This window comes from Sulfitobacter sp. IGS-18 (assembly GCF_059628195.1).
Map to the genome: position 1 here is coordinate 2,758,208 of NZ_CM184556.1, position 19,612 is coordinate 2,777,819.

Genomic DNA, 19,612 nt, shown 5'->3' on the forward strand with positions numbered 1-19,612 from the left:
TTGGGACCTGCCGACTATTGCCGCTTGGCCGATCCGGCGCAAGGGCGGCCTGCCCTGCCCCTGTTCCGCGCGCCACCCGCCTCCCGAATCAAAGACAGGGCCGCACCGCATCCCGATCTGCCTGCCGTTGCCCCGCATCAAGCGGGATCTCCCCCGTCAGCGGCATGTTGTTCTTCCTGTGCCGGTAGGCCAGCCTGCGCGCGCGCCGCCCGGGCGCCATGGGACGGCAGGCGGGAAGATCGCTTTGCTGTAGGATGACTTCCGGCAGGATCGCGGACAGTTCCGCCCTTTCCGCCTCCGACATCGACCGCAGCGCCTGCGGCCCGGCATAAAGGCTCTCGCAGGGGGCTCCGTTGGCCATGAGGATATCATGCCGGTCCAGCAGCACATGATAATAGGTCACAGCGCCCGGCGCCACGGCCGGGGCGACGCCATTCAGGCCAACCAGCTGCTTGGCCGCAACCAGGACTTCCGGCGCGCCGAACATGCGCGCCGCGATCTTCGAGCGCACAAGGATGCTGTGCTGGGGCGATACCAGCAGGTCCCGCTGCGGGCAGCCGGGCCCCAATGTGCCGGCGGCAATCTGAACGGGCCGGAGCCTGGGACAAGCCCTGAGCAGCTGCGCGGGCAGCCGTCTGGCACCGATCCAGCGGATTTCCTGTACGCCGCAATCCAGCGCGCGAACCCGGTCGCCCACCTGCAACTCCTCCACCGGGATCTGCCGGCCATCCTCGGCCTCGATCAGCGTCCCGGCGGTGAAACATACCACCTCGATGTCGTTATCCACGGTGGAAATGACCGCCGCATCATGGCCCGCCACCGATTGTATCACCCCGGTGGTGATGGCCTGGACGTTCATGTCGCCATAGCTGTCGTTCGGGATCGCGAAGTAACGGACATCGGGGCCGTTCGACAGGGTCAGGAAAACGAAGCTGAGGTTGCTTTCGCTGCCCGGCCCGAAACTCTCGGATGATCCGTCACCCAGCAGGACCGACCCCGCGCTGTCCGGCTCTTCGATCAGGTCGATGGTGTAGGCGACCCCGCCAATGGTGACCAGATCACCGACGTCGAACTCCCCATCGTCAAGATCGGTCGATGTCATGTTGTCCACGACGCCAAGCAGATTGCCGTTTTCAAGAGAATATGTCGTGCCCGACGCGATGCCGGTCACTTCGAGAAGATCGTGAATTGTCGCCATCGCTGCCCTCCCCCGTCCCGCACCTGACGGGCGGGCCATCCCAGATGCGGACCGGCCCGTTGCCCCTATGCTGGCTTGCCTCAGCCATAGGGCGGCAATCTTTCGATGAGATTAACGGGGCCTGTGTCATCCGGAAGGTATCATCCAGCAGGCGTCAGCCGCCGCAATGCGCAGGCTGGCAGCGCCGCCCCGGGGGGAAGGCCGGGCACGGAAAACCGCGCCCTGAAACGCAAAAAGCCGCGCGAAACGCGCGGCCTTGCAAAGTCAGTCAGCCCGATCTTACTTGATCTTGCCTTCTTTGTAATCGACGTGCTTGCGCGCAACGGGGTCGTACTTCTTGATGACCATCTTTTCGGTCATGGTACGCGCGTTCTTCTTGGTGACATAGAAGTGGCCTGTGCCCGCGGACGAGTTCAGACGGATCTTGATCGTGGTTGGCTTCGCCATCTTGCTTCTCCTGCTGCCGACCGCACCGGGGGTCTGGCGTGAATTCTGAACCCCGGCTTTTACCCGGATGCGCCTCCGAGTCAACAGCAAAAGACGCAAGAATTTCAATCCGGGGGCCGCGTTTTCAAGCGGCCGGAAAATTGCAATTTTCCGGTCCGGATTTTTCCAAAAATCCGGACAGCAGAGGAAAACGCGCGGAAGGCCTGTAAGCCGGATTTTGTCACGGGGGGTTATCCCCCGTGGATGACCATTCCTCTGACCCTGCGATTGCCCGCAGGGCTACAGCTGCCAACCCGGACCTGCTGGGGCAAAAGCGGCCCCGCCCCGGCCCGAAGGCCGGTGGCGCGCGGTCCCTATTTGGCATTGCTCCCGGTGGGGCTTGCCATGCCGCCCCTGTTGCCAGCGGCGCGGTGGGCCCTTACCCCACCTTTTCACCCTTACCCCGCCGTGGTTTCGGTTTCCCGACCTGTGGCGTGGCGGTATCATTTCTGTGGCGCTTTCCGTCGGGTTGCCCCGCCCGGGTGTTACCCGGCACCGTCTCTTTTTGGAGTCCGGACTTTCCTCCCCGTGGATCCGGCAAGCGGATCACGAAGCGGCCATCCAGCCTTCCGCGCGAGCTTTGGCATAGGCGCTGAACGCGGACCGCGTCAATGGGCAGACCGGCGCGCGGAAGCATTTCCGGCATAAAGACGTGCGGCCTGAAGGGTCAGAGCGGCGGCAGCGCCAGATCGGCAGGGCAAAGCGGCCCGCGCCGCCAGGGTCCGTGGCGCAGGCGGGTTGCAGCCAGAAGGGTCTCAAACGGCACATCCGCGGTAAAGCCCGCCGCCCGCGCCGCGGCACGGAACCCGGATTCGGTCACGGTTTGTGCCGCAGTCGCCGGTGTGGCCAGCGCCAGCCCCTGCCGTGCCAGCCGCGCCCAGTCGAAATGCGGGCCGGGGTCAGACTTGCGCCCCGGCGCAATGTCGGAATGCCCCAGAACTCCGGCGGCGGGGATGTCCCAACGGGCCATGAGCCTTTTCAGCAGGGTCTCAAGCGCTCCCATCTGCGGCTCTGAAAACGGATGGCATCCGCGATTGTCCAGCTCGATCCCGATGGAGCGCGAGTTGATGTCGGCCTGCCCGGCCCATTCCCCCGCCCCGGCATGCCAGGCGCGCATCTCGTCGGCCACCAATTGCAGGGTCCGGCCGTGGTTCGAAATCAGGTAATGGGCGGAAACTTCGGCCTGCGGGTCGCAGAGGCGCGTCAATGCCGCCTCGGCATTTTCCATCGCGGTATAGTGGATCACGATCAGCCGGGGCGTCAGCCCGTTGCGGCGCGGGCCGAAGTTCGGTGAGGACAGGCTGTCCACCCGGCTGCAGCCCTAGCCGGCCTTTGCGGCCCGGCGGAACGGGGTCGGGTCCCAGTCACAGGCAAAGCCGTCGCCATCGGGGTCCATGCCCTTGCGGTCCTTTTCCGGCCCTCCCGCCTCAAGAAAGGCGATCTGCGCCCGGTCGGGATGCGAATACTCGCCACAGGCGCGGGCGTATTTGGCGGCCTTGTTCAGGCCGATGCGGCGATAGACCTGGGTGCCGCGCTCGTGGTCCGACTGCAGCGCATAGGCCACGATGTTCGGCCCGGATTCGGCCCGGTCCGGCAGCGCTTCGGGCTGGACGACCTGGTATTGCGCGCGGTTCGCAGCGATGCGCGCGGCGTCGTCACCGATGCTGCGCTGGCCGGAAACCGCGTCGAAATTGTTCTCGTTCGAGATGCCTGCGCTGTTGATGACAGCGGGCGCCGGGTTGGACGGGCTGGCATTCACGGGTTCCACGCCGGAATTGGTCGCGGCATCATTGCCCAGACCGTTGCTGGCACCGGGGCGGGTTGCCGCCAGCACGCGGGAGGTTTCGGCCGCCGTCGCTTCGGCGGAACCTTCGGCAGGGGCTGACAGCGGGGCCTCGGTCACCGAGGCGGGGGCCGGCACGGCGGAGGTGCTTTCGGCGGCAAGTGCCGCGTCGCGGGCCTGCCTCTGGGCGCGGGCACTGTCATCAAAGCCGACACCGCGACCGGAATCAGGGACCGCCGGCTGACATGCAGCCAGCATCACGCCAGCGGCGAGAGTGATAAAAGATCTTGAAATCATGGGTCCTGCTTTGTCTTTCAGACTTGTTGGCAAGGCTTCTACCACCATTTGTCCGGCTTGGCCACAAACCCGGCGCTGCGCTCAAGCGCATAGGCGGAAGACAGCAAATCGGCCTCTTCCCAGGGCCGCCCGATCAGCTGCAGGCCCAGCGGCAGACCCTTGCGGTCCTGCCCCGTGGGCACCGCGATCCCCGGCAGACCGGCCAGGTTCACCGTCACCGTGAAGACGTCGTTGAGGTACATCGCCACCGGATCCGCATCCGTCATCTCGCCCAGACCGAAGGCGGCGGAAGGCGTCGCAGGTGTCAGGATACAGTCGATGCCATCCGCAAAGACCTGTTCGAAGTCGCGCTTGATCAGGGTGCGCACCTTGCGGGCACGGTTGTAATAGGCGTCATAGAATCCGGCCGATAGCACATAGGTGCCGATCATCACCCGGCGCTGCACTTCCGGCCCGAAGCCTTCGGCGCGGGTCTTTTCATACATCTCGGTGATGCCGTCGCCCTGGTCCAGCCCGGCGCGGTGTCCATAGCGGACACCATCGTAACGCGCGAGGTTGCTGGAGGCTTCGGCGGGTGCAATCACGTAATAGGCAGGCAGCGCATATTTCGTATGCGGCAGCGAGATGTCAACGATCTCGGCACCTGCGTCCTTCATCATCGCAATGCCGTCGGACCAGAGGTTTTCGATCTCTTCGGGCATGCCATCCATGCGGTATTCCCGCGGGATGCCGATCTTCTTGCCGCGGATGTCGCCGGTCAGCGCCGCCTCGAAATCGGGCACCGGCAGATCGGCAGAGGTGGAATCCTTGGGATCATGGCCACACATCGCCTCAAGCATGATCGCCGCGTCGCGCACGGATTTCGTCATCGGACCAGCCTGATCGAGGCTGGAGGCAAAGGCCACGATGCCCCAGCGCGAACAGCGCCCGTAGGTCGGCTTGATCCCCACCGTGCCGGTAAAGGCCGCAGGCTGGCGGATCGACCCGCCGGTGTCGGTGCCGGTGGCCGCAAGGCAGAGGTCCGCCGCAACAGCCGCCGCCGACCCGCCGGAGGAGCCGCCCGGCGTCAGTGCCGTATCGTCATTGCCGCGCCGCCAGGGGTTGACCGCATTGCCGTAGACAGAGGTCTCATTGGACGAGCCCATGGCGAATTCATCCATGTTGAGCTTGCCCAGCATGACGGCGCCCGCGTCAAACAGGTTCTGGCTGACCGTGCTTTCGTATTGCGGCAGGAACCCCTGCAGGATGCGCGAGCCCGCCTGCGACGGCACGCCCTTGGTGCAGAACAGATCCTTGATCCCGATGGGCAGGCCACACATGGCGGGGGCATCGCCCGCTTTCAGGCGCGCATCCGCAGCTTCGGCCTGCGCCATGGCAATCTCGGGCGTGTGATGGACAAAGGCATTCAGCGCCCCCGCCCCTTCAATCGCCGTCAGACAGGCCTCTGTCAGGGCCTTCGACGTGGTTTCACCCGCGCGCAGGGCATCGCGTGCCCCGGCCAGTCCCAGTTTGTTCAGATTACTCATATGTCTGTCCTGATCTCAAAAATGGGCTCCGCCCGTTCGTGGCTGAAACGCTCCCCCGGAGCGTTTCCCGGACGCCGCTCACTCCACCACCTTCGGCACGGCAAAGAACCCTTCGCGCGCATCGGGCGCGTTTTTCAGCACGTCGTCCTGCAGATCGCCGTCCGTGACCACATCGGCGCGCCGTGTCAGGCGCTGCGGGGTGACCGAGGTCATCGGCTCGACCCCTTCCACATCAACTTCGCTCAATTGTTCGATAAAGCCGAGGATGCCGTTGAAGTCCTGCGCCAGCGCGGGCAGCGCTTCGGGATCGACCTTGATCCGGGCCAGTTTCGCCACGCGTGCGGCGGTGCTCTCGTCAATTGACATGAACGCTCTCCATCTCTTTGCGGCTCATGTACCCTTGCTGCCCTTCCCTCGCAAGGGCGCGGCCCGCCCATCTGCGGCATCGGGTCAAAAATACCTCCCCAAATCCATTTGGCGCGCTAGTCTTGCTGACAAAGCAGACATGAAGACAAAAGGAGAATTGCATGAACATCCTATGGTTGGGCCACGGGTCCTTTCGCATCGAGATCGAAGATCAGGTGATCCTGATCGACCCCTGGCTGACCGGCAATCCCATGATCGAAGAAGCGCAGTATGACGCGGCGCTTGCCGGTGTGACCCAGATCCTGGTGACCCACGGGCACGGCGACCATACCGGCGACCTCGACATGGTGAGCAAGCGGACACAGGCGCCGATGGCCGGGATTTACGAGCTGATGGGCTGGTTCGCGGAAAAAGGCATCGAAAACACCACCGGCTTCGGCAAGGGCGGAACCATCAGCTGCGGCAAGGTTGCCGTCAGCATGGTGCCTGCATCCCATTCATCCTCGGTCGCGACCGACAGCGGGCCGGTCTACATGGGGTCCGAAACCGGCTTCATCCTCAAGGGCGAAGGCCATGTCATCTATTTCTCGGGCGATACCGGCATCATGGCGGACATGGACTGGATCGGGGATTACTACAAACCCGACATCGGCATCCTGTCGGCGGGGGGCCATTTCACCATGGGCATGGCCGAAACCGCCTATGCCGCCAAACGCTACTTCGATTTCAAGACGGTCATCCCCTGCCACTACCGCACCTTCCCCCTGCTGGAGCAGGATGCAGCGGCGCTGGCCAAAGGCCTGCCCGGTGTCGATGTGATCGAGCCGCAGGTGATGCAGGCGATTACTCTGTAGTCCACTTCAGCGTGGCATCCGGCGCTTCGGCGCCGGTGCCCTGCCCATAGATGACACAGCCCTCGTCCCCCTCAAACACCAATTGGGAATAGCGCCGGTCGGATGCCTCCCGCAGGGCCTCCGTCTGGAAGGTCGCGCAGACCTTGAACGCCTGCGGCCCAAGGCGGGTAAAGCGGTAGGGCGCGCCGCTGGCCGGGTCGGTCAGTTCGGGTGCCTGCTCAAAGCCCGAGCAATAGCGCGGCGCGTTGCTGCCCTCGCTGTCCTCTTCCCGTTCCAGCAGACAGCGATGATAATCCCCCAGCGTCCGCAGGTCGGCGGCGCGTTCGTTGTCATAACGCTCCATCCGGGCATATCCCGGACCGCCGGCTACCATGAACCCCGCGATCAGCCCGCCACCGACCATCGCCAGCAGGACAACAAGCAACAGCCGGTTCACGCCGCATCCCCTTTGCGGATGTCAGCAAGGTAGAACAGAAAGATCAGCCCGGCGATGACAGCGACAACCAGCGCCTTGAGGAAGAACTGCAAGGTGAAATCACCGCTGAGAAAGGCATAGATCACCGCCACGCCATCACCCAGCAGGGCCGCCGCCGACAAGAGCAGCGTCAGATACATCAGCCAACGCCGGATCGCGGAACGGTAAAGCGCCGGATCATCGGCCAGCTTGCCCCGCTCGCGCAGCGTCAGCCAAAGATAGACCGGTGTTGTCACGATCAGCACCGCCATCGACCAGCGAATGCGACCGGGCCAGCGGTAGCTGTCGGTATCAAGCCAGAGGTCGATCAGCGCATGGAACAATTGCACAAGATAGACCGCGCCAAAGATCATCACCCCGAAGGTCAGCGCATAGATGAAGAAATCGCGCGCCGAGACCGTCGCCTGCGGGCGCGGCACCGGCGGGGAAAACCGGGTCTCGGCCCAGGCATCCAGCGCATCCGCCACTTCCGAAGGGCTCCACCCGCTGTCGGTCAGCGCCTGCGAAATCTCCGCCCGGGTCTTGCCCGATGACAGCGCATCGCGCACGAAACGCGACAATTGCTTGTTCACGGCCATTCAGTTCCCTTCCCTTTTTTGCGCGAAAAACGCCTTGAGCAATGCTTCGGCGGCAGTGGCATCAATGCCGTCATAGACCTCCGGCACATGATGGCACTGCGCATGGGCAAAGACCCGCGCGCCCTGCGCGACACCGCCCGACTTGGGGTCGGATGCACCATAGTACAACCGCGCAATCCGTGCCGATGCAAGGGCCGCGGCACACATCGCGCAGGGTTCCAGCGTGACATAGAGGTCATGACCCACCAGCCGCTCCGACCCGAGCTGCGCACAGGCCGCACGGATTGCCAGAACCTCGGCATGGGCGGTCGGATCATGCAATTCGCGGGTGCGGTTGCCGGCCTGCGCCACGACCTGCCCCGCCCGATCCACGACCACGGCACCCACAGGCACCTCGCCCCGCGCAGCGGCGGCGCGCGCCTCCGTCAATGCCAGATCCATGAAAGAGCGAAACGTCATGACCCACCTTGGCTGCAAAAGCCGCTCTTTCGCAAGCGACGCAAACCCGCTAAGCGGAAGCGATGAACACGTCAACGCCATCCGAACCGCCCAAGGGCGACCGCATCGCCAAGGTGCTTGCCCGCGCAGGCGTCGCCTCGCGCCGTGAAGCCGAACGCATGATCGAGGCCGGCCGGGTCAGCGTGAACGGCGCGCAGATCATGTCCCCCGCCCTGAACGTCACCGCCAGCGACCAGATCACGGTGGATGGCAAGGATGTCTCGGCCCCCGAACCGCCGCGCATGTGGCTCTATCACAAGCCCGTCGGGCTGGTCAGCACCGACCGGGACGAGAAAGACCGCCAGACCATCTATGACGCCCTGCCCGAGGACATGCCGCGGGTGATGTCGGTGGGCCGGCTCGACATCAACTCCGAAGGGCTGCTGCTGTTGACCAATGACGGCGGCATCAAGCGCAAGCTGGAGCTGCCCAGCACCGGCTGGCTGCGCAAGTACCGGGTCCGGGTGAACGGACGCCCGGAAGACAAGACGCTGGAACCGCTGCGCCGCGGGCTGACCATCGACGGCGAACGCTTTCAACCGATGACGGTGACCATTGACCGCCAGCAGGGCGCCAATGCCTGGCTGACCGTGGGCCTGCGCGAAGGCAGGAACCGCGAAATCCGCCGCGCGATGGAGGCAGTGGGCCTGGCCGTGAACCGCCTGATCCGGGTCAGCTATGGCCCGTTTCAGCTGGGCGAGCTGAAAGCCGGAGAGGTCGAGGAGATCCGCCGCAAGATCGTGCGCGATCAACTGGGGCTGGAACTGGCGGATGACAGCGGCACGGCGGCGAAAAAGCCAAGAACCCTGCAGCGCCCGCAGCGGAAGAAACCGAACCGTCCACCGAAGCGCTGACCGATTTTTTTGAAAAAATCGGACCAGACTTTTTGAAAAGTCTGCCCGCGTCCTGCAACCCGACGGCGAAAATTCCCCGTCACAGGCAATTCACATCCCGCCGCTAAATCCCTAAGACAGCATCGAAACCAAAGCGGGGGACGCCATGACCGACCTTTTGACCATCGAGAACCTGGGCAATCTGCTGGTGCTGTGCTTCCTGCAGGCCGTTCTTGGCTTTGACAACCTTCTCTACATCTCCATCGAAAGCCAGCGCGCCCCCGTCGCCCAGCAGGCGGCCGTCCGCAAATGGGGCATCGTGATCGCCGTGGCCCTGCGCATCGTGCTGCTCTTTGCTATGATACGCCTGATCGACGCCATGGCCGAACCCTTCTTCGTGCTGAACTGGGAGGGCGTGCTGACCGGCGGGGTCAATTTTGCCACGCTGGTCTTTGTCATCGGCGGTGTCTTCATCATCTATACTGCCGTCAAGGAAATCAGCCATATGCTGGCGATCGAACATCTGGGCACGGACCTGGATGCGAAATCCGGCAAATCGGCGGTGCAGGTCGTGATGCTGATCGTCTTCATGAACCTGATTTTCTCTTTTGATTCCGTGCTTTCGGCACTGGCGATCACCGATGTCTTCATCGTTCTGGCCACCGCGATCATCCTGTCCGGCCTGGCAATGCTGCTGCTGGCGGACCGGGTCACCGCCTTTCTGGAAACCAACCGCATGTACGAGGTCCTGGGCCTGTTCATCCTGCTGATCGTGGGCATTGTCCTGCTGGGTGAATCCGGCCAGGCCGCCGCCCATGCCATGCATGACCCCGACCTCGCCCTGCGCTTCTTCGGATATGAGGTCGTGCCGATGTCGAAAACGACCTTCTATTTCTCGGTCATGGTCCTGGTGGCGGTCGAAGTGATCCAGTCCGGCTATACCCGCAAGCTCAACGCCGAACGCCGCACCGCGGCGCGGCACTAGCAAGGTCCGGGGAAACAGCCTATGTTCGTCGCAGTGAGGTCGGTATGGGCAGATTGTTTCTTTTCGCGCTCGCTGTGGGCGTTATCATTGCCATTGTTGTCATTCTGGCATCAATCTGGAGCAATACAGTGGATCAGGGCCGCCGCGCCCTCCGGCCTTTCTTTGGCCCGACAGAGGATGGTATGATGGCCCCCAACGGTTTGCAGAAAGTCGCCTATGTCGCGCTGATCGCCCTGCTGCTCGGCACCGCCTCCGGCCTGCTGGGGGGGCTCTGACCATGGCAAAACGCTTTGGCGGCAAATACAGCCCCGACGATGCGCCGGGCAATGCCGCGGCCCCGACACCGCGTGCAAGGGTCACCGTCGATCCCGTGGGCGGGCGTGCCAACATCCTGTTCGTGCCTCCTGTGGTGCTGCTGGCCACAAGCTTTGGCGGCGGGGCAAGTGGCCTGACCCTGGGCATGATCGGCGCGGGCGTACTGGCGCTGGGGGCCTGGCTGCTGCGCGAAGGGCTGCGCGCCGAGGCCGCCTTTGCCGAACGCAAGGTCGCGCGCCGTCCGGCCCTGCCGCGCAAGATCTTTGCCGCGGCCGCCGCCGGCCTGGGCACCGCGCTGGCCGTTGCCGCGCACCAAAGCGGCCTGTCGGACATTCTGGCGCCCTTGCTCTTTGGCCTTTGCGCCACCGCGCTGCACCTGGCCGCCTTTGGCATCGACCCGCTGAAATCCAAGGGGATGGAAGGCATCGACACCTTCCAGCAGGACCGCGTGGCCCGGGTGGTGGACGAGGCCGAAAAGACGCTGGCACAGATGACCGACGCCATCGCCCGCGCCGGCGACCGCCGGGCAGAAGCGCAGCTGACCCAGTTTCAGGACGCCGCGCGCACCCTGATCCGCACCGTCGAGGAAGACCCGCGCGACCTGACCGCGGCGCGCAAGTACCTCAGCGTCTATCTGCACGGTGCCCGGGATGCGACCGTGAAATTCGCCGATATCTACGCCCGGACCCGGGACAGCCAGGCACGCGACGACTACCTCGCGCTGCTCACCGACCTGGAACAGAACTTCGCCGCCCGGACCGAGAAATCGCTGCTCGACGACCGCAGCGACCTGACTGTCGAAATTGATGTGCTGCGTGAGCGGCTGTCGCGTGAAGGGGTCCGGCTCAAATGACCTGCGCCCTTCATCCAACCCTTCAAGGAAGCCCTGTATATGTCTGATTCTGTTCGTGAAAAAGCAACTCAATCCCGCAGCATGGTCGAAGAGGTAACCGCCCTCGTCCTGCCCGAACCCGCCGATGCCAACGCGGTAGTCTCGCTGGAAAAGGCAGACAAGCCCCTGGGCGACGAGATCAGATCCCGCATGGCGGAAATCGACATGAGCGACACCCAGTCGATCGTCTCCTTCGGCTCCGCCGCGCAGGCGGAACTGCAAGAGATCAGCCAGGCGATGCTGGCCGATGTGCGCAACAAGGACGTGGGCCCCGCAGGCGACAGCCTGCGCAGCATCGTCAGCACGATCCGGGGCTTTTCGGTCTCTGAACTGGATGTGCGCCGCGACCGCAGCTGGTGGGAAAAACTGCTGGGCCGCGCCGCCCCCTTTGCCAAGTTCACCGCCCAGTTCGAAAAGGTGCAGAGCCAGATCGACCGCATCACCGACAATCTGCTGAGCCATGAGCACACCCTGCTCAAGGACATCAAATCGCTGGACATGCTTTATGAAAAGACGCTCCAGTTCTATGACGAACTGGCGCTTTACATCGCCGCGGGCGAGGCAAAGCTGGCCGAGCTCGACAGCACCGTGATCCCGGCCAAGGAAGCGGAGGTGAAAGCCGCCGCCGAGGACGATCAGGTGATGGTCGCCCAGGAGCTGCGCGACATGCGCGCCGCCCGCGACGACCTTGAGCGCCGGGTCCACGACCTGAAACTGACCCGCCAGGTGACCATGCAGTCGCTGCCCTCCATCCGGCTGGTGCAGGAGAACGACAAAAGCCTGGTGACCAAGATCAACTCGACCCTCGTCAACACCGTGCCGCTGTGGGAAACCCAGCTGGCACAGGCGGTGACCATCCAGCGCTCTGCCGAGGCCGCGGAAGCGGTCCGCGAGGCCAATGACCTGACCAATGAACTGCTGACCTCCAACGCCAGGAACCTGCGCGAATCCAACAAGGTCATCCGCGAGGAAATGGAACGCGGCGTCTTCGACATCGAAGCGGTCAAACAGGCCAACGCCGACCTGATCGGCACCATCGAGGAATCGCTGCAGATCGCCGACGAGGGCAAGGCCCGCCGCGCCGCCGCAGAGGTGGAGCTCAAGGAAATGGAAGCCCGGCTGCGCGACACGCTGGCCTCTGCCAAGGCGACCAAGACCGGCCTCGGCGACAGCGCCTCCACCAGCGTGCCGGGATAGAACCACGGTGCGGCGGCGAACCGAAATGCTGAAATGGGGTCTGGCGGGCGCATTGTCCGCCAGCCTGTTGGCTTGCGATGTCGCCGCCCCGGTCGAACCCTCGCTGAAACCACAGTCGCGCCCCGCGCAGGCTGCCGCCGCCGTCCCGCCCCAGGTCGCGCAGCCGACCTCACAGAAAAGTGCGGCGCTGCGCAGCTATCTCAACCAGGTGCAGGTGGCACAGCTCAGCCAGGGATTGCTGCGCCAGGATGGCGGCGGCCTCGACACGCCCTATACCGCCTCCGTGCTGGCGCGGAACTTTGAACAGATCGCGTTTTTCAACGAATATGACGGCGCCTTTACCGGCCGTGGCGGGGCCAGCCCCCTGCGCCGCTGGGCGGGCCCCGTGCGGATGGAAGTGATCTTTGGCGACAGCGTGCCACCCTCCCAGCGCAAGACCGACACGGAAGATGTCCGCAGCTACGCCCGGCGTCTGGCGCAGGTCACCGGCCATCCGGTCTCCACCGGCGGGCGGCCCAACTTTCTGGTTGTCATCGCGTCGGAAGACGACCGCGCCGCGACCCTGGCCTCGATCTCCAGGCTTTTGCCCGGCATTTCGGCCAACAGCCTGCGCGCCCTGCGCGACATGCGCCGCGACACCTATTGCGCTGTCGCCGCCTATGCCGCAGGCCCCTCGGCCAATACCTATACGGCGGCGGTCGCGGTGATCCGCTCGGAAAACCCCGATCTGTTGCGGCTCAGCTGCATTCACGAGGAACTGGCCCAGGGCATGGGGCTGGCCAACGACAGCCCCGCCGCGCGCCCGTCGATCTTCAACGATGACGATGAATTTGCCCTGCTGACCCGTCATGACGAGCTGCTGCTGAAGATGCTCTACGATCCGCGCCTGCAGATCGGCATGAACGCGGCAGAGGCCCAACCCATCGTGCGCGAAATCGCCGAGGAACTGGCAGGCGGGCCGGTCTAGGGACATTCCGGCCAGGGACACTGCCCTTCCCTTGATGCGGGCCCGCGCCCAAAACACCCCGCCCGTCGCACCAAAGGCGCGCCACAGAAAATCTGGCGCGCCAATGACAGCTAGGCGTGGCGCGCTTTCTGCCGCTTGTAGTATCGCGCCGACTTCGCGCGGCTCCCGCATGCTGCCATGCTGCACCACCGGCGCGCGCGTCCACGTCCGCGATCAATGAACAGCCAGGAACACCGATCACAGCTTCTCATCCGGGGCAGATCATCGCTTCGCAGCAGATCCTCGGTTGCAAGGGCGATCCGTTTCAACGGAAGCGCCATGTCGGTCTCGATGACGGGCGCACGCCAGGCATAGCTCTGGGTTCCCTTTTCGAGCCGCGCGTCAAGCAGCGCGTCGCGAAGGACCTGCATCACCTGGCGGCGCTCTGGTTCCGGCCATATCTCCCCCGCCTGTTCCGCCATCAGGCAGGCATGCAGGGCTTCACGAAACGCCACCACCGCCGCCAAGGCCGCACCGGCCTCTGCCGGATCATTCAGACCGAGGTTCCGCAAACCTGCCGCCTCGCCCGGGAAAAGCACTTCCGCAGCAACCGCCCAGTTCAGATACGCGCCATAATCCGTCAGCCGCTCGACACTGCGTTCCTTGCTTCGGCCAGCCACCGTGTTGACGAAATCAAGAACCGGATGACCTCCGACCAAATCGTCCTTTGTCCACGCGTTCTGATCCCATTCGCTCATTCCTCACCATAAAATATAAACTTGACGGTGTGAATAGCTTTGCTATCTCACCTACAAATCATATTAAAAGGTAAGAGTGGGGGGCGCGATAGCTGGCTGGCATCTGGATGAACGTTACGAAACCTCGGCCGGTACGGTCGCAGCGGGCCAGGCAGGCGACGGACCGGACCTGGTTCTTGCCCACGGCTGGCCCTGGTCCTCCTTTGCCTGGCATCGTGTGATCCCGGCGCTGGCACAGGACTTTCGCCTGCATTGGTATGACATGCCGGGCTATGGGAAAAGCGCGGATCAGCGGACATCGCTCGACGTGCAGGGCGAGGTCTTTGTCGAAATGATGGATCATTGGGGGCTGTCCCGCCCCCGCGTGGTCGCACATGATTTCGGCGGTGCGACAACGCTGCGGGCGCATCTGCTGCAGGGATGCGACTTTGAACGCTACATGCTGATGAACGTCGTTGCGATGCGCCCCTGGGGATCGGCGTTTTTCGATCACATGGGCCAACATGCCGATGCCTTCCAGGGATTGCCCGCCCATATCCATCGCGCAATCGTGCAGGCCTATATCGAGGGCGCCCTTGTCACCGGGATTGCCGCAGAAGACCTTGAGAATCTTGTTGCCCCCTGGTTGACCGAAGACGGGTCATCCAGCTTTTATCGCCAGTTCGCCCAGGCCGATGAAAAATACACCGCAGAGGTCGAACCGCATTTCGGCAAGCTCCGATGCCCGGCAAAGATCATTTGGGGTGACGCAGACCCCTGGATTCCCCTGGCGCGCGGCAAGGCCCTGCACAGGCTGATGCCCGGGGCGGCATTTGCCACGATGCCGGGCATTGGCCATCTGCCACAACTCGAAGCGCCGGAAGCGGTTGTCGATCAAATCAGAAAGTTCTTCTGACCAATGCCGCTCAGACGCGATGCCGGGTTATTGGATCACCAATGAACTTATGGCGACCTTGCGCGGCTGGTTCAGTATGAAGAGGATCGCCTTGACGACCTCGCGACTGCATAGGGTGTGGTCCGGTGCCAATGCGTCCCAATCCGGGTCCAGGGGCGACTTGTCGTCAAAATCTCCCGGAAAGACCGACGTCACCCGGACGTTCGTATGCTCAAGCTCCTGCGCCAGACCGTGAACAAACCCTGCCTGCGCTGATTTTGCAGCCGCAAAAGGAACCGATGCCCCGTCAAGCGGCCGATTGGGCAGGCCATTGGTCGACACCACGGTATGGATATCTGCATGTTCTCTTGCCCTCAGCAGCGGCAACAGGTGACACGTCAGGATCAGCGCCCCGATCGCGGCCGAGGCGATGCAGGCCTGAATGTCGATGTCCGAGACCTCCCCCATCGGCCCCGACAGCCACATGGCACCATTGTGAATGAGCCCGTCCAGATCCTTGTGCTCTGCCGCCAGTCGCGCCCCGGCCTCTGTCGCGCTGTCGCTGCTTGCCAGGTCACACCCCATCGTGACGACCTGTTGGCCTGTCTCCTCAAGGATGGCGCTGGCAACATCCTGAAGGGCCGCGCTGCTGCGCGCCAGCAGGACAAGCCGCGCACCGGACCGGGCCATTTCAATTGCCAATGCAGCACCCAGCCCGCGACTTGCACCGGTGATGGCAAATTTCCGATTTGAGAGGTTCATGTTCTTCACCTTGTTCACGCATCTGCGGGTTCGATTGATGTCACCCTAAAAGTTCAAGCTAACTTGAGGGCAAGCATTAATATGCCCGGCAACTATTTCCGCCTTGCCAACGCGCCTGCGGGCGACGGTCCACCATCCCTGACAGCCCCGTCCATTTTCCTTGTCCAAGGGGATCGTTTTGCGGTGGGACGGAACACTTTCTTAACGCAACAGGCCGCCCGGCGCATTCACATCTGCACGCAACAGGCGATTGCGCATCTGCCCGTGCACGCATCCTGTACACCCCGTGCAGGGGGTACACCCCGATTCGCCCAACAAAACAGGGCTGTTGACCATTCTGCCAGGGGGCGGGACCGCCGCGCACCTTGATAACCCCTGCCCCGCGCCATATCCTTGTGCTGACATCCACTCCAAGGGCTGACATCATGGGCATTCTCGACTTCCTCTCAGGGCAATTCATCGACGTCATCCACTGGACCGACGACACCCGCGACACCATGGTCTGGCGGTTCGAGCGGGAGGGCCATGAGATCAAGTATGGCGCCAAGCTGACAGTCCGCGAGGGACAGGCAGCCGTCTTTGTCCACGAGGGCCAGCTGGCCGATGTGTTCACCCCCGGTCTCTATATGCTCGAAACCAACAACATGCCGATCATGACCAGCCTTCAGCACTGGGATCACGGCTTCAAAAGCCCATTCAAATCAGAGATTTACTTTGTAAACACCACCCGTTTCAACGACCTGAAATGGGGCACCAAGAACCCGATCATCCTGCGCGATCCCGAATTCGGCCCGGTCCGCCTGCGCGCCTTCGGCACCTATTCGGTGCGGGTCAGCGACCCGGCCAGGTTCCTGACCGAGATTGTCGGCACCGATGGTGAGTTCACCATGGACGAGATCAGCTTCCAGATCCGCAACATCATCGTGCAGGAATTCTCCCGCACCATCGCCCAGTCCAAGATTCCCGTGCTGGACATGGCCGCCAATACCCGCGAGCTGGGCAAGCTGGTCAGCACCGAAATCTCGGCCACCGTCGCCGAATACGGGCTGACCATCCCCGAGCTCTACATCGAAAACATCTCCCTCCCCCCCGCCGTGGAAGAGGTCATGGACAAGCGCTCCTCCATGGGCGTGATCGGCGATCTGAACCGCTATACGCAGTTCCAGGCGGCCGAGGCATTGGGCCGCGAGGGCGGCGCAAGCGATGCAATGCAGGCGGGTCTGGGCGCGGGTCTGGGCATGCAGATCGGCCAGCAGGCCGCAGCCAGCGCAGGACCATGGGGCACCCGCCCCGCCGGCACAGCGGCACCGGCAGGCATGGCCCCGCCCCCGCCGCCACCGGTGGAACATGTCTGGCACATCGCCGAAGGCGGCGAGACCAGCGGCCCCTACTCCAAGGCGCGCCTGGGGCGCATGGTGACCGAAGGCAAGCTGACCCGCGAAACACATGTCTGGACCCCCGGTCAGGACGGCTGGCGGCGGGCCGAGGATGTGACCGAACTGGCGCAATTGTTCACGGTTCTGCCGCCACCCCCGCCCGCGCCCTGAACCGCACCGAAGCCTGAGGAAGGCGGGAAATTCTCCGTCCCTCTTACCCACGATCACACCGCGCCGGAGCCCGCATGGAAGACGACCCGATATCAGCCCCCGAGGCCGAACACCGCTTTCCCTGTGACAGCTGCGGGTCCGACCTGCGCTATGACCCCGGCGCCGGACAGCTGATCTGCGATCACTGCGGCAACGAACAGCCCCTGGGCGGGGGCGGCGCAAAGGTCAGGCCGATTGCCGAACTGGACCTCGAAGCCGGATTTGCCGCGGCGCTGGGTGCGGGCGAGATGCAGGAAACCCGCGTCACCAATTGCTCGAACTGTGCCGCACAGGTCGAATTCGAAGGGCCGGACCACGCCACCGAATGCCCCTTCTGCGCCACCCCCGTGGTGGTGGACACCGGCGTCACCCGCCAGATCAAGCCCCGCGGCGTGCTGCCCTTTGCGCTGGACGAGGCAACGGCCCGCGACGCCATGTCGGCCTGGCTGGGCCGGCTGTGGTTTGCCCCTGGCGGATTGCAGGAATACGCCCGCAAGGGCCGCCGGATGCAGGGCATCTATGTGCCCTACTGGACCTATGACGCCGATACGAAATCCTCCTACAAGGGTGAGCGCGGCACGGTCTATTACGAGACACACACCGTCATGCGCGATGGCAAAAGGGTGCAGGAACAGGTCGCCAAGGTGCGTTGGCAGCCTGCCTCGGGCCGGGTGAAACGGTTCTTCGACGATGTGCTGGTGCTGGCCTCCACCTCGCTTCCCAAGCGCTATACCGATGCGCTGGAGCCCTGGGATCTGGCCGCGCTGGAGCCCTATGCGCCGGAATACCTGGCCGGCTTCCGGGCCGAAGCCTATGCGGTATCGCTGCAGGACGGTTTCGTGCAGGCGCGTGACCATATGGACCGGGTGATCGAACGCGATGTGCGCTTTGACATCGGCGGTGACAGGCAGCGCATCCACGGGATCGAGACCCAGCTTGGCAACCTGACCTTCAAGCACATCCTGCTGCCGGTCTGGCTGGCGGCCTACAAGTACCGGGGCAAGACCTATCGCTTCGTGGTGAACGGCCGCACCGGCCGGGTGCAGGGCGAACGGCCCTATTCGGCGATCAAGATCGCGATTGCGGTTGTTCTTGGCCTGATCGCCGCGGCAATCATCGGATATCTGGCAGCACAGCAATGACCCAATATGACACTTTGACCGCCATCCTGCGGGCCCGCTATTCCTGCCGCGCCTTCCGCCCCGATCCGGTGCCGGATGAGACCATCGAACAGATCGTCACCGCTGCGCGGCACGTGCCGTCCTGGTGCAATGCCCAGCCCTGGCAGGTCAGCGTGACGCGCGGTGCGGCGACCGACCGCTTTCGCGACGCGCTGAGCAGGGCGGCAGCCGAAGGTACACCACCCGCGCCCGATCTTGACTGGCCCAAGGGCTATTCCGGCGCCTATGCCGAACGCCGCCGCACCTGCGGGTTCCAACTTTATGACGCGCTGGGAATCGAGAAATCGGACCGCAAGGCGCGGATGGCACAGATGCTGCGCAACTATGCGCTGTTCGATGCGCCCCATGTGGCGATCATCCATTCCCCGGATGAACTGGGGGCCTATGGGGCGATGGACACCGGCGGCTTTGTCACCGCCTTTACCCTGGCGGCAACGGCGCTGGGTGTGGCCACCATCCCGCAGGCCGCCATCGCGGCCTATGCGCCCTTGGTCAAGGAGCTGCTGGGGATCGGTGCCGACCGTCTGGTGCTCTGCGCGATTTCCTTCGGCTATGCGGATGAGGATGCGCCCGCGAACCGGTTCCGCACCGAACGGGCCACGCCCGCCGATATCATCGACTGGCAGGACTGATGCGCGCGCTGTTGCAACGGGTGAGCCAGGCCTCCGTTTCCGTGGGTGGCGCGACAGTCGGTGAGATCGAGGCGGGTCTGCTGATCCTGGTCTGCGCCATGCCGGAGGATACCGAAGCCAGCGCCGAAGCGCTGGCGCTGAAAATCTCCAAGCTGCGGCTGTTCAAGGACGCGGCGGGCAAGATGAACCTCAGCCTGCTCCAGACCGGCGGGGCGGCACTGGTGGTCAGCCAGTTCACCCTTGCCGCGGATACCTCGCGGGGGACGCGGCCCGGATTTTCCTATGCTGCCAAACCTGATCAGGCCCGCGCGCTATATGAGCATTTCGTGGGCTGCTTTCAGGGTCTGGGCATCACGACGCAGACCGGCGCATTCGGGGCGGATATGTCGGTGGCACTGGTGAATGACGGGCCGGTGACGATCTGGCTGGACACGCAGGCGCCTTGATCGGGCGGGGCCTGGAAGCTCTGCGGATATTGAGATGAGGATACTTCATCGGCTCTCGGCGTGATGCCAGCGGGCCGCCGTTCTGTGCCGGGCAGAGGGGCTGTAGCTGTAGGATGACATCACCCATTTGCAAAAGAAGACATG

General features: G+C 63.9%; 23 protein-coding genes and 1 other RNA gene. 12 read left to right on the plus strand and 12 right to left on the minus strand.

All coding sequences use genetic code 11. The features are described 5' to 3' along the window. Positions 1–88: 88 nt before the first annotated feature. The 7 genes from ACWNZ3_RS13285 to gatC form a co-directional block, all read right to left on the minus strand. Complete coding sequence (locus tag ACWNZ3_RS13285) at positions 89–1,198, minus strand: Hint domain-containing protein (protein WP_496900236.1); 1,110 nt, start codon at positions 1,196–1,198, stop codon at positions 89–91. Between the two features lie 279 nt (positions 1,199–1,477). Then, complete coding sequence (rpmG, locus tag ACWNZ3_RS13290; RefSeq protein ID WP_067289923.1) at positions 1,478–1,645, minus strand: 50S ribosomal protein L33; 168 nt, start codon at positions 1,643–1,645, stop codon at positions 1,478–1,480. Positions 1,646–1,835: 190 nt separating this feature from the next. Next, an RNA gene (gene rnpB / locus ACWNZ3_RS13295) (RNase P RNA component class A) lies at positions 1,836–2,257 on the minus strand. 94 nt (positions 2,258–2,351) lie between these two features. After that, positions 2,352–2,993, minus strand: a complete 642-nt coding sequence (locus ACWNZ3_RS13300) for an N-acetylmuramoyl-L-alanine amidase (RefSeq protein ID WP_274576868.1) — start codon at positions 2,991–2,993, stop codon at positions 2,352–2,354. A gap of 12 nt (positions 2,994–3,005) precedes the next feature. Further along, the gene (locus ACWNZ3_RS13305; RefSeq protein ID WP_269366670.1) at positions 3,006–3,764 is read right to left on the minus strand and encodes a hypothetical protein; all 759 of its coding nucleotides are present in this window, start codon (positions 3,762–3,764) and stop codon (positions 3,006–3,008) included. Between the two features lie 38 nt (positions 3,765–3,802). Next, positions 3,803–5,290, minus strand: coding sequence for an Asp-tRNA(Asn)/Glu-tRNA(Gln) amidotransferase subunit GatA (gatA, locus tag ACWNZ3_RS13310; RefSeq protein ID WP_274576866.1), 1,488 nt, complete (start codon positions 5,288–5,290; stop codon positions 3,803–3,805). Positions 5,291–5,368: 78 nt separating this feature from the next. Then, entirely contained in the window at positions 5,369–5,656 is a 288-nt protein-coding gene (gene gatC / locus ACWNZ3_RS13315) for an Asp-tRNA(Asn)/Glu-tRNA(Gln) amidotransferase subunit GatC (RefSeq protein WP_114275882.1), read from the minus strand. Positions 5,657–5,817: 161 nt separating this feature from the next. Here gatC and ACWNZ3_RS13320 point away from each other — a divergent pair, with 161 nt between their 5' ends. Then, on the plus strand, positions 5,818–6,510 hold the full coding sequence (locus ACWNZ3_RS13320) for a metal-dependent hydrolase (protein ID WP_496900237.1): 693 nt from the start codon (positions 5,818–5,820) through the stop codon (positions 6,508–6,510). Here the strand turns inward: ACWNZ3_RS13320 and ACWNZ3_RS13325 are convergent. From ACWNZ3_RS13325 to ACWNZ3_RS13335, 3 genes are read right to left on the minus strand one after another with little or no spacing between them, the layout of a single operon-like run. Further along, positions 6,500–6,946, minus strand: a complete 447-nt coding sequence (locus tag ACWNZ3_RS13325; protein WP_496900238.1) for a hypothetical protein — start codon at positions 6,944–6,946, stop codon at positions 6,500–6,502. The two genes, ACWNZ3_RS13320 and ACWNZ3_RS13325, sit on opposite strands and share 11 nt — an antisense overlap. Continuing rightward, the gene (locus ACWNZ3_RS13330; protein ID WP_114275885.1) at positions 6,943–7,563 is read right to left on the minus strand and encodes a DUF5671 domain-containing protein; all 621 of its coding nucleotides are present in this window, start codon (positions 7,561–7,563) and stop codon (positions 6,943–6,945) included. Before ACWNZ3_RS13330 ends, ACWNZ3_RS13325 begins: the two co-directional genes overlap by 4 nt. Next, on the minus strand, positions 7,564–8,022 hold the full coding sequence (locus ACWNZ3_RS13335; RefSeq protein WP_496900239.1) for a nucleoside deaminase: 459 nt from the start codon (positions 8,020–8,022) through the stop codon (positions 7,564–7,566). It abuts the gene before it with no gap. A gap of 62 nt (positions 8,023–8,084) precedes the next feature. Between ACWNZ3_RS13335 and ACWNZ3_RS13340 the strand changes: the two genes are divergently transcribed. The 6 genes from ACWNZ3_RS13340 to ACWNZ3_RS13365 all read left to right on the plus strand — a co-directional run bounded on the left by ACWNZ3_RS13340 (position 8,085) and on the right by ACWNZ3_RS13365 (position 13,250). Next, positions 8,085–8,915: a pseudouridine synthase gene (locus ACWNZ3_RS13340; protein ID WP_496900240.1), complete on the plus strand. Its 831-nt coding sequence runs from the start codon at positions 8,085–8,087 to the stop codon at positions 8,913–8,915. 145 nt (positions 8,916–9,060) lie between these two features. Next, positions 9,061–9,879, plus strand: a complete 819-nt coding sequence (locus ACWNZ3_RS13345; RefSeq protein WP_496900241.1) for a TerC family protein — start codon at positions 9,061–9,063, stop codon at positions 9,877–9,879. 44 nt (positions 9,880–9,923) lie between these two features. Then, a complete protein-coding gene (locus ACWNZ3_RS13350; RefSeq protein ID WP_274576857.1) occupies positions 9,924–10,154 on the plus strand; it encodes a hypothetical protein in 231 nt (76 codons plus the stop codon). 2 nt (positions 10,155–10,156) lie between these two features. Further along, on the plus strand, positions 10,157–11,047 hold the full coding sequence (locus tag ACWNZ3_RS13355; RefSeq protein ID WP_496900242.1) for a 5-bromo-4-chloroindolyl phosphate hydrolysis family protein: 891 nt from the start codon (positions 10,157–10,159) through the stop codon (positions 11,045–11,047). Positions 11,048–11,086: 39 nt separating this feature from the next. Further along, a complete protein-coding gene (locus ACWNZ3_RS13360) occupies positions 11,087–12,283 on the plus strand; it encodes a toxic anion resistance protein (RefSeq protein WP_269366688.1) in 1,197 nt (398 codons plus the stop codon). Between the two features lie 25 nt (positions 12,284–12,308). Further along, positions 12,309–13,250: a DUF2927 domain-containing protein gene (locus ACWNZ3_RS13365; RefSeq protein ID WP_496900243.1), complete on the plus strand. Its 942-nt coding sequence runs from the start codon at positions 12,309–12,311 to the stop codon at positions 13,248–13,250. A gap of 110 nt (positions 13,251–13,360) precedes the next feature. Here ACWNZ3_RS13365 and ACWNZ3_RS13370 read toward each other — a convergent pair whose 3' ends face one another. Then, positions 13,361–13,987 (minus strand): CGNR zinc finger domain-containing protein, encoded by a 627-nt coding sequence (locus ACWNZ3_RS13370; protein ID WP_496900244.1) that lies wholly within the window; start codon positions 13,985–13,987, stop codon positions 13,361–13,363. 76 nt (positions 13,988–14,063) lie between these two features. Here ACWNZ3_RS13370 and ACWNZ3_RS13375 point away from each other — a divergent pair, with 76 nt between their 5' ends. Beyond that, positions 14,064–14,882 (plus strand): alpha/beta fold hydrolase, encoded by an 819-nt coding sequence (locus ACWNZ3_RS13375; RefSeq protein ID WP_496900245.1) that lies wholly within the window; start codon positions 14,064–14,066, stop codon positions 14,880–14,882. Between the two features lie 27 nt (positions 14,883–14,909). Here ACWNZ3_RS13375 and ACWNZ3_RS13380 read toward each other — a convergent pair whose 3' ends face one another. Continuing rightward, on the minus strand, positions 14,910–15,623 hold the full coding sequence (locus ACWNZ3_RS13380) for an SDR family oxidoreductase (protein ID WP_496900246.1): 714 nt from the start codon (positions 15,621–15,623) through the stop codon (positions 14,910–14,912). A 425-nt stretch (positions 15,624–16,048) separates the two neighbouring features. On the opposite strand from ACWNZ3_RS13380, the gene ACWNZ3_RS13385 reads away from it, so the two are divergent. From ACWNZ3_RS13385 to dtd, 4 genes are all read left to right on the plus strand, one after another. After that, entirely contained in the window at positions 16,049–17,170 is a 1,122-nt protein-coding gene (locus ACWNZ3_RS13385) for an SPFH domain-containing protein (RefSeq protein ID WP_496900247.1), read from the plus strand. 74 nt (positions 17,171–17,244) lie between these two features. After that, complete coding sequence (locus ACWNZ3_RS13390) at positions 17,245–18,351, plus strand: TFIIB-type zinc finger domain-containing protein (protein ID WP_496900248.1); 1,107 nt, start codon at positions 17,245–17,247, stop codon at positions 18,349–18,351. After that, on the plus strand, positions 18,348–19,022 hold the full coding sequence (locus tag ACWNZ3_RS13395; RefSeq protein ID WP_269366706.1) for a nitroreductase: 675 nt from the start codon (positions 18,348–18,350) through the stop codon (positions 19,020–19,022). The genes ACWNZ3_RS13390 and ACWNZ3_RS13395 overlap by 4 nt, the downstream gene beginning before the upstream one ends. After that, positions 19,022–19,468, plus strand: coding sequence for a D-aminoacyl-tRNA deacylase (gene dtd / locus ACWNZ3_RS13400; protein WP_496900249.1), 447 nt, complete (start codon positions 19,022–19,024; stop codon positions 19,466–19,468). The genes ACWNZ3_RS13395 and dtd overlap by 1 nt, the downstream gene beginning before the upstream one ends. Positions 19,469–19,612: the final 144 nt, after the last annotated feature.

Bases quoted from the DNA above. Each gene is read 5' to 3' on its own strand.
- ACWNZ3_RS13285 (WP_496900236.1), bottom strand. From the start codon at position 1,198: ATGGCGACAATTCACGATCTTCTCGAAGTGACCGGCATCGCGTCGGGC.
- rpmG (WP_067289923.1), bottom strand. From the start codon at position 1,645: ATGGCGAAGCCAACCACGATCAAGATCCGTCTGAACTCGTCCGCGGGC.
- ACWNZ3_RS13305 (WP_269366670.1), bottom strand. From the start codon at position 3,764: ATGATTTCAAGATCTTTTATCACTCTCGCCGCTGGCGTGATGCTGGCT.
- gatA (WP_274576866.1), bottom strand. From the start codon at position 5,290: ATGAGTAATCTGAACAAACTGGGACTGGCCGGGGCACGCGATGCCCTG.
- gatC (WP_114275882.1), bottom strand. From the start codon at position 5,656: ATGTCAATTGACGAGAGCACCGCCGCACGCGTGGCGAAACTGGCCCGG.
- ACWNZ3_RS13320 (WP_496900237.1), top strand. From the start codon at position 5,818: ATGAACATCCTATGGTTGGGCCACGGGTCCTTTCGCATCGAGATCGAA.
- ACWNZ3_RS13330 (WP_114275885.1), bottom strand. From the start codon at position 7,563: ATGGCCGTGAACAAGCAATTGTCGCGTTTCGTGCGCGATGCGCTGTCA.
- ACWNZ3_RS13335 (WP_496900239.1), bottom strand. From the start codon at position 8,022: ATGACGTTTCGCTCTTTCATGGATCTGGCATTGACGGAGGCGCGCGCC.
- ACWNZ3_RS13340 (WP_496900240.1), top strand. From the start codon at position 8,085: ATGAACACGTCAACGCCATCCGAACCGCCCAAGGGCGACCGCATCGCC.
- ACWNZ3_RS13345 (WP_496900241.1), top strand. From the start codon at position 9,061: ATGACCGACCTTTTGACCATCGAGAACCTGGGCAATCTGCTGGTGCTG.
- ACWNZ3_RS13350 (WP_274576857.1), top strand. From the start codon at position 9,924: ATGGGCAGATTGTTTCTTTTCGCGCTCGCTGTGGGCGTTATCATTGCC.
- ACWNZ3_RS13355 (WP_496900242.1), top strand. From the start codon at position 10,157: ATGGCAAAACGCTTTGGCGGCAAATACAGCCCCGACGATGCGCCGGGC.
- ACWNZ3_RS13360 (WP_269366688.1), top strand. From the start codon at position 11,087: ATGTCTGATTCTGTTCGTGAAAAAGCAACTCAATCCCGCAGCATGGTC.
- ACWNZ3_RS13365 (WP_496900243.1), top strand. From the start codon at position 12,309: ATGCTGAAATGGGGTCTGGCGGGCGCATTGTCCGCCAGCCTGTTGGCT.
- ACWNZ3_RS13370 (WP_496900244.1), bottom strand. From the start codon at position 13,987: ATGAGCGAATGGGATCAGAACGCGTGGACAAAGGACGATTTGGTCGGA.
- ACWNZ3_RS13380 (WP_496900246.1), bottom strand. From the start codon at position 15,623: ATGAACCTCTCAAATCGGAAATTTGCCATCACCGGTGCAAGTCGCGGG.
- ACWNZ3_RS13385 (WP_496900247.1), top strand. From the start codon at position 16,049: ATGGGCATTCTCGACTTCCTCTCAGGGCAATTCATCGACGTCATCCAC.
- ACWNZ3_RS13390 (WP_496900248.1), top strand. From the start codon at position 17,245: ATGGAAGACGACCCGATATCAGCCCCCGAGGCCGAACACCGCTTTCCC.
- ACWNZ3_RS13395 (WP_269366706.1), top strand. From the start codon at position 18,348: ATGACCCAATATGACACTTTGACCGCCATCCTGCGGGCCCGCTATTCC.
- dtd (WP_496900249.1), top strand. From the start codon at position 19,022: ATGCGCGCGCTGTTGCAACGGGTGAGCCAGGCCTCCGTTTCCGTGGGT.